Raw genomic sequence first — 14,563 nt, forward strand, 5'->3', positions numbered from 1 at the left:
CTGCGGGTCTTTTTTGTTTTTCTACAGAATTTTTTGTGATATTTTTTCGTCCATGTTACAAACTATATTTGTACCGAATACAACCTGAGGAGGACTTTACCATGGCCTATAACAACCAACCGAAACCGGATGATCGCAGCGATAATGCAGAAAAAATTCAATCCATGATCCAGGATACAACTGAAAATATTCAAAAAGCAGAAGAATCGATGCAATTTACCGATAGTGAACAGCAACGTCAGCAAATTGAAGCAAAGAATCAGCGAAGAAGAGAAAGTATTGAATCCTTCCAAGCAGAACTTCAAGATGAAACCTGATCCACTTACCAAAAAGGCCCATAGGGTCTTTTTTATTTTCATAGTAATTATTTCGTGTAAAGACAGCCGTTGTGGTAATATAAAAAGGAATTTTCGAAAAAGAAGTGATGACATTGATTCAACAAGGAAACCAGCGTCCAAAAAACGCTGAGCAAATAAAACAATGGGAAAAGGAACTGAACGAAACCGGCATTATCCTAAATGAAAGTCAATTAATAGCAGAGATCAGCCAGGAGTCAAATCCCATTATATTATCTAAGTTGTTAACACTAGCCGCATTTTCGCGGCTTGGAAGAAACCAAGAGGATTCATTAGCAGCAGTTTGGCTTGAAAAGGCATTAAAGCTTTATCCCGAAAACCAAAAAGCCAAAGAATATCGGATTCTAGCCGAATGGAGTAAAATGGAGAATCTGCTTTCTCTGCTTACTTTTCCACCCATTCGAGAAACAGATAATCGGACTGCGAAAAAGAAAACAGCGGAGCAATTCATCGACGTTTGCCAAACATTCTTGGTCGATGCAGAATCCCAGTTAAGCCATTTACAGTCCTCTATAGAAATGACTTCATCAATGGTAAATAATGATCTTTTCAAAAAATATCAAAAGCTGTCTGATTTACTTTTTTCAGCCATAGAGGAAACATGTAGCCTGTTAAAGGCAGCGGAAGAATATGATCAATCGATTACGGGTGTTTTTCATACCTCTACCTATTATGACGACTTGAAATTACATATGGCGAACGTAGAAGAAATCAAACAAACCTGGCAGCAGCAATTCAATAATGTGGAAAAGGTAACCCATGCTGCCGAAAATGCTTTGGATCAGTTAAATACTATGATTGGCATGGATGTAGTAAAAAAACGGGTCAATGATTTTTACCGGTTTTTAAAATATCAAAAGCATCGCAAGGAACTGGGTTTTCAAATTAAAGATGAATTAAGTCTTAATATGATCTTAACCGGTAATCCTGGCACAGGAAAAACGACACTCGCTAGGTTGTTAGCAAAGATTTATCATGAACTGGGCGTCTTGCCGCGTGAGGAAGTCATTGAAACAGATCGATCTCAATTAGTTGGGGCCTTTGTCGGGCAAACAGAAGAAAACGTCCGGAGGATCGTGGAACGTTCCATTGGCGGTGTGTTGTTTATTGATGAAGCCTATAGTTTAAAACGTGAGGGCCAAACAGGAAATGATTATGGCCAGACAGCGATCGACACACTTGTCTCATTAATGACTGGGAATGAATTTGGCGGGAAATTCGCCGTTTTTTTAGCAGGCTATCCGGAAGAAATGCGTTCCTTCTTGGATGCTAATCCAGGTTTAAGAAGTCGTTTTCCTCAATCGAATTTGATTCATTTGCCAAATTATTCGAATGAGGAGTTAATCCAGATTGCTGAACTGGTGGCAGCAGAGAATGATTATTTCCTCACAGAAGAAGCCAAAATCGAAATTAACCATCGACTGGATCAGGAACGAGTCGATGACACATTTGGAAATGCAAGGACTGTCCGCAATATCGTGTTGGATGCCATATTTAAAAAAGGGGCAGACACCCTAGCATCAAACGATGACATTTTAGATTATATGCTCTTGAATAAAGAGGATTTTCAAGTAGAGACGGAGAATAGTGCAGAGTCTCCACAAGAGAAACTCAACCGTCTAATTGGTCTTGAATCGTTAAAGGAGGAAATGAAAACCCTCATTTCATTTGTGAAAATACAGCAGTTTAGAAGAAAAAAAGGACTTCCAACAGTACCTATTCAGCTTCATTCGGTGTTTACCGGTAATCCGGGAACGGGAAAAACAACTGTCGCAAAAATCTACGCGGAATTTTTAAAAGAATGCGGAATGTTAAAAAGGGGTCATCTCATTGTGGCGAGCAGGGCTGATTTTGTAGCGGGATATGTTGGACAAACAGCCGGAAAAACAAAGAAAAAAATTAAGGAAGCACTTGGCGGGGTTTTATTTATTGATGAGGCTTATTCATTGCTCAGCCAGACAGCCGGGGATTTTGGCAAAGAGGTCATTGATACGCTTGTTGATGAAATGACCAAGCAAAATGAAAATTTGGTGGTCGTGCTTGCCGGTTATCCAAATGAAATGGATCAATTACTGGAAAGCAATCCTGGGCTTCGCTCTCGGTTTAAAAAGTTCTTTCTCTTCCCGGATTACTCAACTGCAGAATTGCTCGAAATTATGTTAGCCTACGCGGAAAGCTTCAAATACCAAGTAACTGATGAGGCGAAGAATTTATTACTCCTATCCATGGGAGCAGATGTGTTCAAGGGAAATGGACGCTTTGCTACGAACATGGTAGATGAAATGATTCAAGCGCAAGCCTTACGTTTAATGGAATGGGAAGAGGACGAAAGCCTTTTTGAAAAATCTATGTTCCTTGAGGTAGACGATGTGAAAAAAGCCTTAACTAAACTGTAATCAAAAAGGGATGGAAAGGAACGTGGATATGGAACAATATTTTGTTTCAACAAGAGAAATTCAGCTTTATTATGCAGATACCGACATGATGGGTGTCATTTATCATGCGAATTATTTAAAGTTTTTCGAGCTTGGTAGAACCGGGTTTATTGAGGACCTCGGCTACAGCTATCTCTCCATGGAAGAATCCGGATACTATGCGCCAGTCTATGATATTCAGATTACATACAAAAAACCATTACGATATGGCGATCAAGCATTTGTAAAGACTTGGGTCGAATTAAATGACGGTATAAAAACCATTTATGGCTACACCATTGTAAACGGTGAGGATGATGTGTGTGCCGTAGGGACATCCACTCACATTATTGTAAAAAAGGATAATTTCAGACCGACATCATTTAAAAAGGCTTTTCCAGAATGGTACGTAAAATACGAAGAAATCAAGAAAAAATAAACACTCGGAATGCCTCCATATTAACAATGGTGAGGTGAATAGAATGGCCTTTGGCATAAAACGAGATGAAATTAGGGAATGGAAAGGAAAAATTGATCACGGTGAGATCGCCTTTTTAACCCATTATTGGCTTGATGACCGCTTTCCAGGCAGTAAGACAGTAACCAAGGTTGGTTGTGGTGACCTTGAAAAATTAGCCGCTTGGGGCAAAAAACATGGTTTAAAAAAGGAATGGATTCATCATCGAATCGATGGTTATTCCCATTTTGACTTAATCGGTGATAGACAAAAAGAAATTTTGATAAAAGAAGGTCTGCAAGAACATATTTGGGAAAACAAAACAGGCTCACTTGAGAAGTAATTTTATCAAGTGAGCCTGTTTCTTCGATTGGATGAACAACCCTTTAATGGAGCCATTGGCTCATATGTTCTTGAATTTCTTTATATGTTGCGTCGGCATTAGAAAGTCCGTATGCTCCGGCATTTTCTAAAGGTACGATCCGAAATTGATGATATTTTTGACTTGTCACGAATGTTGGAGAAAACACAGGGTTTGAGAGCTCAATCGTGTTGCCTTTTTCTGAAACATGTTTGGTAATATCGATTGTGGCTAACCCACCAATATCCTTATAATCACCATATTGTGCCGATAGAAAATTCCCTAATGAATAAACCACAAAGGATTTGCGGCCATCCGTCGTCGGAATCCATTCCATTGGCTGCAATACATGCGGATGGGAGCCAAAAATAATATCCACACCCTCATTAGCCAAGAAATTCGCCAAATCCTTTTGTTCATCTGTCGGGATTCGCTGATACTCCATCCCCCAATGAATACTCATCACCACAACATCTGCTGCCTTTTTGGCACGATGAATTTCATTCTTCATGATTTCTCGATCGATCAGGTTGACAAGATAGTCTTTTCCAGTCGGAACAGAAATTCCATTTGTGCCATATGTGTAAGAAAGAAAGGCAATTTTAATGCCATTCTTAGTAATGACACGCAAATCCTCTCGATCCTTTTCATCAATGAAACTCCCGACATGTGGTAAACCAATACTATCTAAATAAGCGGACTCTGACTGAATTCCTTTTTCTCCTTTATCCAACGAATGGTTATTGGCTGTTGAAACGATATCGACTCCGGAATGGACGAGCGCACTGGCAACCTCGTGCGGACTATTGAACATGGGATACCCGGATAAACCCAATTCTAGACCACCTAACATACTTTCTTGATTTGCCGTCAGAACATCTGGCTTCTCCAATAATGGTTTCACAGGCTCGAACATGGGATCAAAACTACTATTCTGCACCATTAAAAGCGTCTACATAGACAGGACTATGGATAAGAATATCGCCAATCGCACCGAGCGTAACCTTTTCAGTCAACTCATGATTGATATTGATGGATGGGCGTGTTTTATGGTCTTTCGTTACGTATACCATGTCATCCTGTTTAGACACTTGATTTTGCTGAATAATCCAGACAGACGCCGCAGCAACAATACAAATCAAAATAATGAATGTGGAGGAAATAATAGCTTTTTTCTTCATTTAATCACCTTTACCCATCACGTTATCAAGCAAATTATTTCTATGCTCATTGTTTATACTATATTATATTTAAGAATAACATTAAATCTATTCATGGTGGACTAATTAATAATGATTGGATTGTGAAAAGAATGTTTCAGATTACGCCGAGTGCATACGAAAAATTACTATACACCGTAAATAACGAGAAACAAACACCAGATGAAACACTATTCTTACGTTTAAGTATGGGGATCGGTTGAGGTGGTCCAAAATTAAATCTGTCTCTGGAAGAGCGGAAAATACAAGGGGATACTACATTTGAGTTTGGTGAGCTCATTATCCTTATCCATGAAAAGGATTTTGTTTATTTTGACCAAACTAAGCTCGATTATATTCAGGATGTAATGGGAAATAAAACATTTAAATTGTTAAAAATGTAGATCAAAGGAGCCTCCACAGTGGACGCTCCTTTTTGCTGTCAACAAAGAAAATGTTATTCTTCCATTTCGAAAAAAAATTCAATTAATTCATCAAAATTATTCGTTGTTTTTATCGGAAAGCTGTCAGTCATTTCTCCGTTCCTGGTAAACTCAACAATAAATTCATTTACATCTGGGTTATTCGAAACAACGGTTGAAAAAATAAGATCCTGTTTCACCTTTTGCATCAAAATCCCTCCACTCTTGTAGTCTCCATCCATACTTATATACTACAGAAGATATAGATGAATGACCGAAGTGATTCTGAATTTTTTATGAAAAATAAAAAAGAACCGTTTAAGGTCCATTAATAAAATAATAGAAAGTAATTAAACTTTGAGAAATGTCTAGCTCCAGCTCCCTAGCGGCTAGTGTCCTTCACTCTCCGCCCTACGATAAGTCAACATCGAATCGCCTTCCGGCTCTTCGTGTTTCCTTTATCTCAGTTGGATCGCTCCAGGCCATACGCCGCTGACCAGGGCGCTTGCGCTTTTCTTACAGCCATTTGATTTTGGGCTCTGTTTTGTCCATGATTCTTTTTATATTTGCCCGATGTCTGTAAATGACAAAGGATGCCAGTAAAAACACGACGATCAACAAGGGAATGTCCCATTTTTGCACAAATCCTTCCATGATTGCAAATAATATAGCGATAATTCCGGCAATCATCGATGACAAGGAAACATATTTTGTTATGTACAAACTAATAAAGAATGCGACTAATACGGTTAAGAACAAATAGGGTGCCGCAAACAATAGAACTCCACCAGAAGTAGCGACGGCTTTCCCGCCACGAAATCCAGCGAATAGAGGGTAAGTATGTCCCAAAACAGCAAACACACCAGCCAATAATGGGTTCATATCAATCGATAAGAGAACAGGTAACGATGCTGCTAACGTTCCTTTTAGGATATCAGCAAGCGTAACGACTAAACCAGCTTTCACACCAAGTGTTCGAAAGGTATTGGTTCCCCCTAAATTTCCGCTCCCATGCTCACGAATATCTGTTTTGTAAAAAACCTTACCGATAATCAAACCGGATGGAATCGAACCAAGCAAATAAGCCAGGATCAAAACTAAAATAATTTGAACCATTCATACTATCTCCTTCAATAAAAGTTCGAGTCCTTCTATTTTACCATGGAATTTCGAAAAAACACTATTGCTTTCTTGAATAACTAAAAGAATTAGCATTTTAGCCTGGAAAAAACCTTCTCATTTCTAAAAAGATATCTTAGGATAGAGGTAAGGAGGATTTTGAAACATGGCGCGTATTGAATATCATTACACAAAAAAACTATCTATGAAATGGATCATTGGAGGGTTAATTTGCGCATTCCTGCTCATTTTTTCTTCCATTTTCCTATTCTTCTATCCTTTTGCCTCAACGGATAAAAAAACGTATTTCCGTGGTGAACATCCTATCGTATTCCACGGGGAGCAGCTGGGAAATGCCTTACTCGAAGGAAATACCTGGTTTGTTCCCCTTTCATTTTTGAAGGAAAACATCGACAATACCATCATGTATGATGAAAAGTCAAATTCAGTCATCCTAACAACAAGTGATAAAGTGGTTCAAATGCCGACCAATTCTCTCACCTATTTTGTCAATCAAAAGGAAGTTAACTTACAACTTTCACCCATTATTACCAAGGAGGGAAAAACATACGTTGCCCTTGAGCCAATCCTGTCTTTTTACCCGATCCAATATAAAAAAATGCCTGAAACCGGGGCTATTTGGATTCAACAGGATGGCGAGAAATTTATGAAGGGTGTATTGACAGAAAAAGATATGAATCAAGAGAAACTTAGGCTGCGAACAGAACCTTCGTTCCGATCCCCCTATGTAGCCGAAATGGCTAACAACGAAGCCGTTACCATTGAAGGCGAAAAGGACGATTTTTATCTTATAAGAAAAGCGAATGGGATCAGCGGTTATGTAAAAAAGGAGTATGTTCAAACGAAAGAGACTGTAACGATCGAGATTACACGTCAGAGCCAGACGTTTTCAATGCCAGAGATTAATGGCCCTGTAAAATTGACCTGGGAGGCTGTTTATTCTAAAAATCCTGATGCTTCTAAAATCCCAGACATGGCTGGTGTAAATGTCGTTTCGCCTACATGGTTCTCCCTTGCTGCTGGTGACGGATCAGTCAAAAACCTTGCTTCGCTTAACTACAGCAACTGGGCACACGGCAAGGGATATCAAGTATGGGGGGTGTTTTCAAATTCATTTGACCCTATGCTAACACATGAGGCCATGAAAGATTTTGAAACACGGCAAGCGATTATCCGGCAATTGCTTCATTTCAGTCAGATGTACCAGTTGCAAGGAGTTAATTTTGATATCGAAAATGTGAATCAAGAAGATGGGCCGCTTGTGACTCAATTCATGAGGGAGGCAGCACCATACCTGCATGAAGCCGGATTAATTGTATCAATGGATATTACCTTTGCAGCGGGCAGTAACAACAACTGGTCTTCATTTTACGAACGTGAAAAGCTGGCTAAAATTGCCGATTACCTTGTCGTCATGGCGTATGATGAACATACGGGTGCCTCATCAGGTGCAGGAAGTGTGGCTAGTTTACCATGGGTGGAAAGAAACCTTGATACCTTGCTAAAAGAGGTACCTAATGAGAAATTAATCCTTGGGGTCCCGTTGTATGCAAGACTATGGAAGGAACAAACAAATACAGATGGCACTACTGAAGTAACTGCACAGGCACTATCAATGGATAAGGTTAAAGCATGGATTGCTGAGAAAGGAATACAGCCAAGGTATGATGAGGAAAGTGGTCAAAACTACGCAGAATATGCTTCTGCAGAAGAAAATGCCCTCTATAAAATTTGGATAGAAGATGAATTATCTTTGAAGAAACGAGCTGATTTAGCGAGTAACTATCAGTTGGCCGGAGTTGGGACATGGTCTAGGGTTTTCGGCGACATCACCGCATGGACGGCCTTAAATCTACATGCTGACAATGCCGTAACACAAAAATAAAGGAAATAATAAAGGATTCTTACACAGATCCTTTATTATTTCCTTTTTACATTTATTAAATCGTCAAAAGTAAGGACAATTAAAGTCGATTTTATTACAAAAATATGGAGAATTTTCAAACCATTTGTTAATTCGTTGAAAGCTGTGTATGGAGCCCCTATAATTTAGATAAAATCAAATAAACAAGCAAAAAACCGGCCGAATCGACACGACTATTGGTCGGTTTGTCTTATAATTTTCCGAATCTGTATGAAGGAGTTGAGCAGTATGATCGAGAAATCGGAAAGTGAAAGAAACTATCAAGAATTAGTAAAAAAGTATGAGTTAGTGGTACAACAAAATCAATATTTAGAAAAGTTACTTCAGGATGAGGTGGTAAAGAACAAACAGAAAGATACGATTTTAATTGAGCAATCCAGACTTGCTGCAATGGGTGGCATGGTTGCAAGTATTGGGCACCAATGGCGACAGCCGTTAAATCACTTATCGCTATTAATGCATGATGTTAGAGAAGCATTGGAGTTTGGCGAAATTGACGATCAATACATTGACCGGTTCACTAGGGAGAGTATGGTCCAAATTAATCATATGTCCAGGACCATAAATGATTTTCGGAAATTCTATAAACCGAATAAAGAAAGAATACCTTTTTCCGTTGGCGATTCAATCGAAGAGGCATTAACCATATTTTCGCTAAGTCTGAAAAAACATGGGATTCAGGTAGAATTTGAATATAGAGGCCAACAGATGGCATATGGATATCCGAATGAATATAGCCAGGTTGTGCTAAATATTTTAACAAATGCACGTGACGCCTTTGTTCAAAAAGACAGCAGACATCGAAAACTATCGATAAAAATCGGTGAGACAACAGATAATGTGACAGCAGAGTTCATTGATAATGCAGGCGGTATCGAACCTGTATTACTGAAGAAAGTATTTGACCCCTACTTTACCACAAGGCAAAATGGGACTGGTCTCGGCCTTTATTTAACCAAGATGATTGTCGAAAAGATGAATGGCACTGTAACAGTTGAAAATACGAGTGATGGAGCCAAATTCTGTTTGTCAATTCCTAAGGCAACGGCAGCTGTTAAACAGGAACTCGTATCAGTTTGATTTATCGTTACAAATACTCCCACAAACAGGGAGTTTTTTATTTTGTAATTTTACTGGAAAGAGGTAAAATATAGAAAACAATATACAGGAGTGGTACTGAATGGAGAATCCTAGTCGCGAGGAAATTGGGACCATATTAAAAAACGCAAAAAGAATTGCCGTAGTTGGTTTAAGTAATAAACCTGATCGCACTTCTTATCAAGTATCTGAGGTCATGCAAAAAGCGGGATATGACATTATTCCAGTCAATCCAACCTTTAATGGCGAAATTCTGGGTGTAAAGGCAGTGGCATCCTTAAAAGATATTAACGGGCATATTGACATCGTGAACGTATTCCGGCGCTCAGAGCAATTGTTTGATGTGGCAAAGGAATTTGACGAAATTGATGCGGATGTTTTTTGGGCACAGCTGGGCCTTGCAAATGAAGAAGCATATGAGTTTTTAAAAGAAAAAGGCTATACAGTTGTCATGGATCGTTGTATAAAAGTGGAGCATGCTTTAACCAGGAACATGCCATAATAAATAGACCTCATTTCTTTTTAAATGACTGCTAATAATTAGCAGTTTTTTTCTTTTTTTCTCCCTAAATTCTGCAAAAATCATATAGCAAAATGAGTTAATTTAAAAATACTTATTTGCCAAATCGAAATAAATCGCTACAATTAAGTCTAGACGCCACGAGAACATGTGTTAAAATCAAAGTGGCAAACATTAGTTCTAATACGTTATTTACAAGGATAACAGAGACTTTAATCAATTTAGTTTTTTTGTAATGTATGAAAGGGGTATTATCGTGGCAAGGAATCAACAAGCTTTTGATTATAATGATGATGCCATACAAGTACTAGAAGGTCTTGAGGCGGTTAGAAAACGCCCGGGTATGTACATTGGCAGCACCGATTCACGCGGACTCCATCACCTCGTCTATGAGATTGTGGACAATTCAGTGGATGAGGCGCTTGGCGGCTTTGGTGATCAAATCATCGTAAAAATACACAAAGACAACTCTATCAGTGTCATGGATAAAGGACGCGGCATGCCTACAGGTATGCATAAAATGGGTAAACCTACACCAGAAGTCATCTTAACGGTGCTCCATGCCGGCGGAAAATTCGGTCAGGGTGGCTATAAGACAAGCGGCGGGCTCCACGGTGTTGGGGCTTCTGTCGTCAATGCCCTATCGGAATGGTTAATCGTCACGATTAAGCGGGACGGTTTCGTTTATGAACAACGGTTTGAGAATGGCGGTAAGCCAGCTACAACACTTGAAAAGATCGGTAAAACCAATCAATCAGGAACGACGATTCATTTTAAGCCTGATTCCTCTATTTTTTCAACAACCACCTATAACTTCGATACCTTATGTGAGAGGTTAAGAGAGTCAGCCTTTTTACTGAAAGGGTTAAAGATTGAAATCCATGATGACCGCAATGACCTTCATGAAGTATTTCATTATGAAAATGGTATAGAGGCTTTTGTTGAATATTTAAACGAAGAAAAGGATGTCCTCCACCCCGTTGTCAGCTTTGAAGGGGCAAATCATGGCATAGAGGTCGAATTTGCCTTTCAATTCAATGATGGCTACTCTGAAAATATTCTTTCGTTTGTTAACAACGTACGGACAAGAGATGGCGGTACACACGAAGCCGGTTCTAAAACAGCGTTGACAAGGGTATTTAACGACTATGCCCGGAAGATCTCCTTATTAAAAGAAAAAGATAAGAACCTTGATGGGACAGATATTAGGGAAGGGTTATCGGCGGTTATTTCCGTAAGAATCCCTGAGGAACTTCTCCAATTTGAAGGACAAACGAAAGGAAAACTAGGAACAAATGAAGCGCGATCCGCCGTTGATGCGGTTGTGTCTGAGCATTTATCCTATTTTCTTGAGGAAAATCCTGATATAAGCTCCCTTTTGATTAAAAAGTCGATTAAAGCTTACCAAGCCCGTGAAGCTGCTAGAAAAGCACGGGAAGATGCACGCAGCGGCAAGAAACGGAAGCGTGGAGAGGCTGTTTTATCCGGTAAACTAACACCGGCGCAATCCCGAAACCCACAAAAGAATGAATTGTACCTTGTTGAGGGTGATTCTGCTGGAGGATCGGCAAAACAAGGACGTGACCGCCGTTTTCAAGCTGTTCTTCCTTTACGAGGTAAAGTCATTAATACAGAAAAAGCAAAACTAGCGGACATTTTTAAAAATGAAGAAATCAATACGATTATTTATGCCATCGGCGGTGGAGTAGGTGCCGACTTTAATGTGGAAGACATTAATTACGATAAGGTCGTTATTATGACGGATGCCGATACCGACGGTGCTCATATTCAAGTATTATTACTTACCTTCTTTTACCGCTATATGAAACCGCTCCTTGAGGCGGGAAAAGTATTTATTGCCTTGCCGCCGCTTTATAAGGTAAGTAAAGGAGCAGGTAAAAAAGAAATAATTGAGTATGCCTGGAGTGATGATGAGCTGCAAGGTGCCTTGAAAAAGGTGGGCAGAGGCTATATCATCCAGCGTTATAAGGGGCTTGGTGAAATGAATGCCGATCAGCTATGGGATACAACAATGGATCCGGAAACACGTACGCTGATTCGAGTGAAAATCGATGACGCGGCAAGAGCGGAACGCCGCGTGACAACCCTTATGGGCGATAAAGTCGAACCGCGCCGTAAATGGATTGAAAGCAATGTTGCATTTGGTTTAGAAGAAGATGACACCATTTTGGAAAATGAAAATATTACGGTCGCTGAGGAGGGGTCTGAAGGATGAGTGCAACTGAAAAATTCCGTGACTTACCTCTAGAAGATGTCATTGGTGATCGTTTTGGCAGATATAGTAAATATATTATTCAAGAACGTGCCTTGCCTGATGCTAGAGATGGGTTAAAGCCGGTTCAGCGAAGAATTCTTTATGCAATGCATTTCGAGGGCAATACCTTTGATAAAGGCTTTCGAAAGTCAGCAAAAACGGTTGGTAACGTAATCGGTAACTATCATCCACATGGTGATTCCTCCGTTTACGAAGCAATGGTTCGGATGAGCCAGGATTGGAAGGTACGAAATGTGCTCGTGCAAATGCACGGAAACAACGGGAGTGTCGATGGTGACCCGGCAGCTGCGATGCGGTATACGGAAGCGAGGCTGTCAGCCATATCGGCAGAACTTTTACGTGATATTGAGAAAAATACCGTCGATTTTATTCCAAACTTTGATGATACCTCGAAGGAACCAACTGTCTTCCCAGCGATGTTTCCAAATCTTCTAGTAAATGGTTCAACAGGGATTTCTGCTGGATATGCAACGGATATACCACCACATCATCTTGGTGAGGTTATTGACGGCGTCATTAAAAGAATGGATCATCCAGATGCAACTGTCGATGAACTTATGACGGTTATCAAGGGGCCGGATTTCCCTACCGGAGGGATTATCCAGGGGATAGATGGTATAAAAAAAGCCTATGAAACTGGTAAAGGCAAGATTATTATCCGAAGTAAAGCAAACATTGAAGAGGTTCGTGGCGGAAAACAGCAAATTGTGATCACAGAAATTCCCTATGAAGTGAATAAGGCAAACCTTGTCAAAAAAATGGATGAGTTTCGTCTTGATCGAAAAGTTGAGGGCATATCTGAGGTTCGCGATGAAACCGACCGTACCGGTCTCAGAATTGTGATTGAATTAAAAAAGGATGCCGATGCTGAAGGTGTATTGAATTATTTATATAAAAATAGTGATTTGCAAGTAACCTATAATTTTAATATGGTGGCTATTCATAAAAAGCGGCCAATGTTAATGGGGCTTCGAGAATTACTTGATGCCTATATTGAGCATCAAAAAGAAGTGGTGACACGAAGGACTCAGTTTGAACTCAATAAAGCGAAAGAACGGCAGCATATTGTTGAAGGCTTAATGAAAGCTTTATCCATTCTTGATGAAGTAATTGCCACCATCCGCGCGTCAAAGGACAAGCGTGATGCAAAAGACAATTTGATTGGTAAATTTGCCTTTACCGAGTTGCAAGCCGAAGCTATTGTATCTTTACAGCTTTATCGCTTAACGAATACTGACATCACCGCATTAAGGCAGGAAGCGGACGAATTAGCAAAGAAAATCGAAGAATGGACTGCCATTTTAGCAAGTGACATAAAGCTGATCTCCGTGATCAAAAAAGAATTAAAAGATGTAAAAAAACGCTTCGCCGATGTGCGCCGTTCGAAGATTGAAGCAGAGATTGAAGAGTTAAAAATCAATCTTGAGGTAACCGTTCCTAGCGAGGACGTCATTGTAACCATTACGAAACAAGGGTATGTAAAACGGACAAGCCAGCGTTCATTTGCTGCATCAGGTGGTCAAGATCTTGCCATGAAGGAATCTGATCGTCTATTAGATCAACTTGATATGAATACAAAGGATGTTCTGCTCCTTTTCACCAACAAGGGTAATTATCTATTCTGCCCTGTGCATGAACTTCCTGATATCCGCTGGAAAGACTTAGGCCAGCATGTGGCAAATATCATTCCAATTGACCGTGATGAAGAAATTATTCAAGCGGTACCGGTGAAGGATTTTGAATCAGATGCCTTCTTCGTTTTTGTTACAAAAAATGGCATGGTCAAGAAGACCGAGCTGAAAGCTTATAAAGCACAGCGCTATTCTAAGCCACTTGTTGCTGTCAATCTTAAAGATGACGACCAAGTAATGGATGTCCATCTAACAGACGGGACAAAAGAACTTTTCCTCATTACAAACCTTGGCTATGCCCTTTGGTTCCATGAGGAAGAAATAAGTATTGTCGGCATTCGAGCAGCGGGAGTAAAAGGGATAAACCTAAAAGAAAACGATTTTGTTGTCGGTGGGAAGCTGATTACTTCCGATAGTAGGGATTCCATTGTGATTGCCACGCAGCGTGGCGCCGTAAAGCGGATGAAAGTAAAAGAATTTGAAAAGGCTACTCGTGCTAAGCGAGGTGTCGTCATTCTGAGGGAACTCAAATCAAATCCGCACAGGATCATGGGCTTTATGATTGCAAATGATCAAGATACCATTTTTATACAAACAGATAAAGGTGTCATCGAAACAGTAAATATAAGTGATATTCGCTATAGTGATCGTTACTCTAACGGCTCATTCATTTTAGATGAAGGGGAAAGTGGAAAAGTAACGAATATTTGGAAAGTGGAAACACCTGAAACCCCTAGTGAATAAA

At 39.8% G+C, this 14,563-nt stretch carries 13 protein-coding genes; 9 read left to right on the plus strand and 4 right to left on the minus strand.

Features of this window, described 5'->3' with window-relative positions:
- The first annotated feature begins 101 nt into the window (after positions 1–101).
- The 4 genes from tlp (at position 102) to RCG19_RS22230 (ending at position 3,570) form a co-directional block, all read left to right on the plus strand.
- Complete coding sequence (gene tlp, locus RCG19_RS22215; RefSeq protein WP_308108958.1) at positions 102–317, plus strand: small acid-soluble spore protein Tlp; 216 nt, start codon at positions 102–104, stop codon at positions 315–317.
- 107 nt (positions 318–424) lie between these two features.
- Complete coding sequence (locus RCG19_RS22220) at positions 425–2,752, plus strand: AAA family ATPase (protein WP_308108959.1); 2,328 nt, start codon at positions 425–427, stop codon at positions 2,750–2,752.
- 28 nt (positions 2,753–2,780) lie between these two features.
- Positions 2,781–3,209, plus strand: coding sequence for an acyl-CoA thioesterase (locus RCG19_RS22225; protein ID WP_308111052.1), 429 nt, complete (start codon positions 2,781–2,783; stop codon positions 3,207–3,209).
- A 43-nt stretch (positions 3,210–3,252) separates the two neighbouring features.
- The gene (locus RCG19_RS22230; RefSeq protein WP_308108960.1) at positions 3,253–3,570 is read left to right on the plus strand and encodes a hypothetical protein; all 318 of its coding nucleotides are present in this window, start codon (positions 3,253–3,255) and stop codon (positions 3,568–3,570) included.
- A 43-nt stretch (positions 3,571–3,613) separates the two neighbouring features.
- Here RCG19_RS22230 and RCG19_RS22235 read toward each other — a convergent pair whose 3' ends face one another.
- The 4 genes from RCG19_RS22235 to plsY form a co-directional block, all read right to left on the minus strand.
- Positions 3,614–4,531, minus strand: coding sequence for a CapA family protein (locus RCG19_RS22235; RefSeq protein ID WP_308108961.1), 918 nt, complete (start codon positions 4,529–4,531; stop codon positions 3,614–3,616).
- The gene (locus RCG19_RS22240) at positions 4,518–4,769 is read right to left on the minus strand and encodes a hypothetical protein (RefSeq protein WP_308108962.1); all 252 of its coding nucleotides are present in this window, start codon (positions 4,767–4,769) and stop codon (positions 4,518–4,520) included. The genes RCG19_RS22235 and RCG19_RS22240 overlap by 14 nt, the downstream gene beginning before the upstream one ends.
- A 475-nt stretch (positions 4,770–5,244) precedes the next feature.
- Positions 5,245–5,418 carry a hypothetical protein gene (locus RCG19_RS22245; protein ID WP_308108963.1) on the minus strand — a complete coding sequence of 58 codons (174 nt, stop codon included), beginning with the start codon at positions 5,416–5,418 and terminating at the stop codon, positions 5,245–5,247.
- A gap of 307 nt (positions 5,419–5,725) precedes the next feature.
- The gene (gene plsY / locus RCG19_RS22250) at positions 5,726–6,325 is read right to left on the minus strand and encodes a glycerol-3-phosphate 1-O-acyltransferase PlsY (RefSeq protein WP_308108964.1); all 600 of its coding nucleotides are present in this window, start codon (positions 6,323–6,325) and stop codon (positions 5,726–5,728) included.
- A gap of 169 nt (positions 6,326–6,494) precedes the next feature.
- Between plsY and RCG19_RS22255 the strand changes: the two genes are divergently transcribed.
- The 5 genes from RCG19_RS22255 to parC all read left to right on the plus strand — a co-directional run bounded on the left by RCG19_RS22255 (position 6,495) and on the right by parC (position 14,562).
- Positions 6,495–8,234, plus strand: coding sequence for a glycosyl hydrolase family 18 protein (locus RCG19_RS22255; protein WP_308108965.1), 1,740 nt, complete (start codon positions 6,495–6,497; stop codon positions 8,232–8,234).
- A 267-nt stretch (positions 8,235–8,501) separates the two neighbouring features.
- Positions 8,502–9,353, plus strand: a complete 852-nt coding sequence (locus RCG19_RS22260; protein ID WP_308108966.1) for a sensor histidine kinase — start codon at positions 8,502–8,504, stop codon at positions 9,351–9,353.
- Positions 9,354–9,453: 100 nt separating this feature from the next.
- Positions 9,454–9,873: a CoA-binding protein gene (locus RCG19_RS22265; protein WP_308108968.1), complete on the plus strand. Its 420-nt coding sequence runs from the start codon at positions 9,454–9,456 to the stop codon at positions 9,871–9,873.
- Between the two features lie 274 nt (positions 9,874–10,147).
- Positions 10,148–12,127, plus strand: a complete 1,980-nt coding sequence (gene parE / locus RCG19_RS22270; protein ID WP_308108969.1) for a DNA topoisomerase IV subunit B — start codon at positions 10,148–10,150, stop codon at positions 12,125–12,127.
- Positions 12,124–14,562: a DNA topoisomerase IV subunit A gene (parC, locus tag RCG19_RS22275; RefSeq protein WP_308108970.1), complete on the plus strand. Its 2,439-nt coding sequence runs from the start codon at positions 12,124–12,126 to the stop codon at positions 14,560–14,562. Before parE ends, parC begins: the two co-directional genes overlap by 4 nt.
- Position 14,563 lies beyond the last annotated feature (1 nt).

Origin of the sequence: Neobacillus sp. OS1-2, assembly GCF_030915505.1 — a bacterium.
Taxonomy (GTDB): Bacteria; Bacillota; Bacilli; order Bacillales; family Cytobacillaceae; genus Neobacillus.

What these genes read in the sequence shown, in the direction of transcription:
- tlp (WP_308108958.1), top strand. Translation starts at nt 102, where the DNA reads ATGGCCTATAACAACCAACCGAAACCGGATGATCGCAGCGATAATGCA.
- RCG19_RS22220 (WP_308108959.1), top strand. Translation starts at nt 425, where the DNA reads ATGACATTGATTCAACAAGGAAACCAGCGTCCAAAAAACGCTGAGCAA.
- RCG19_RS22240 (WP_308108962.1), bottom strand. Translation starts at nt 4,769, where the DNA reads ATGAAGAAAAAAGCTATTATTTCCTCCACATTCATTATTTTGATTTGT.
- parC (WP_308108970.1), top strand. Translation starts at nt 12,124, where the DNA reads ATGAGTGCAACTGAAAAATTCCGTGACTTACCTCTAGAAGATGTCATT.
- RCG19_RS22260 (WP_308108966.1), top strand. Translation starts at nt 8,502, where the DNA reads ATGATCGAGAAATCGGAAAGTGAAAGAAACTATCAAGAATTAGTAAAA.
- RCG19_RS22255 (WP_308108965.1), top strand. Translation starts at nt 6,495, where the DNA reads ATGGCGCGTATTGAATATCATTACACAAAAAAACTATCTATGAAATGG.
- RCG19_RS22235 (WP_308108961.1), bottom strand. Translation starts at nt 4,531, where the DNA reads ATGGTGCAGAATAGTAGTTTTGATCCCATGTTCGAGCCTGTGAAACCA.
- RCG19_RS22265 (WP_308108968.1), top strand. Translation starts at nt 9,454, where the DNA reads ATGGAGAATCCTAGTCGCGAGGAAATTGGGACCATATTAAAAAACGCA.
- RCG19_RS22245 (WP_308108963.1), bottom strand. Translation starts at nt 5,418, where the DNA reads ATGCAAAAGGTGAAACAGGATCTTATTTTTTCAACCGTTGTTTCGAAT.
- RCG19_RS22230 (WP_308108960.1), top strand. Translation starts at nt 3,253, where the DNA reads ATGGCCTTTGGCATAAAACGAGATGAAATTAGGGAATGGAAAGGAAAA.
- plsY (WP_308108964.1), bottom strand. Translation starts at nt 6,325, where the DNA reads ATGGTTCAAATTATTTTAGTTTTGATCCTGGCTTATTTGCTTGGTTCG.
- RCG19_RS22225 (WP_308111052.1), top strand. Translation starts at nt 2,781, where the DNA reads ATGGAACAATATTTTGTTTCAACAAGAGAAATTCAGCTTTATTATGCA.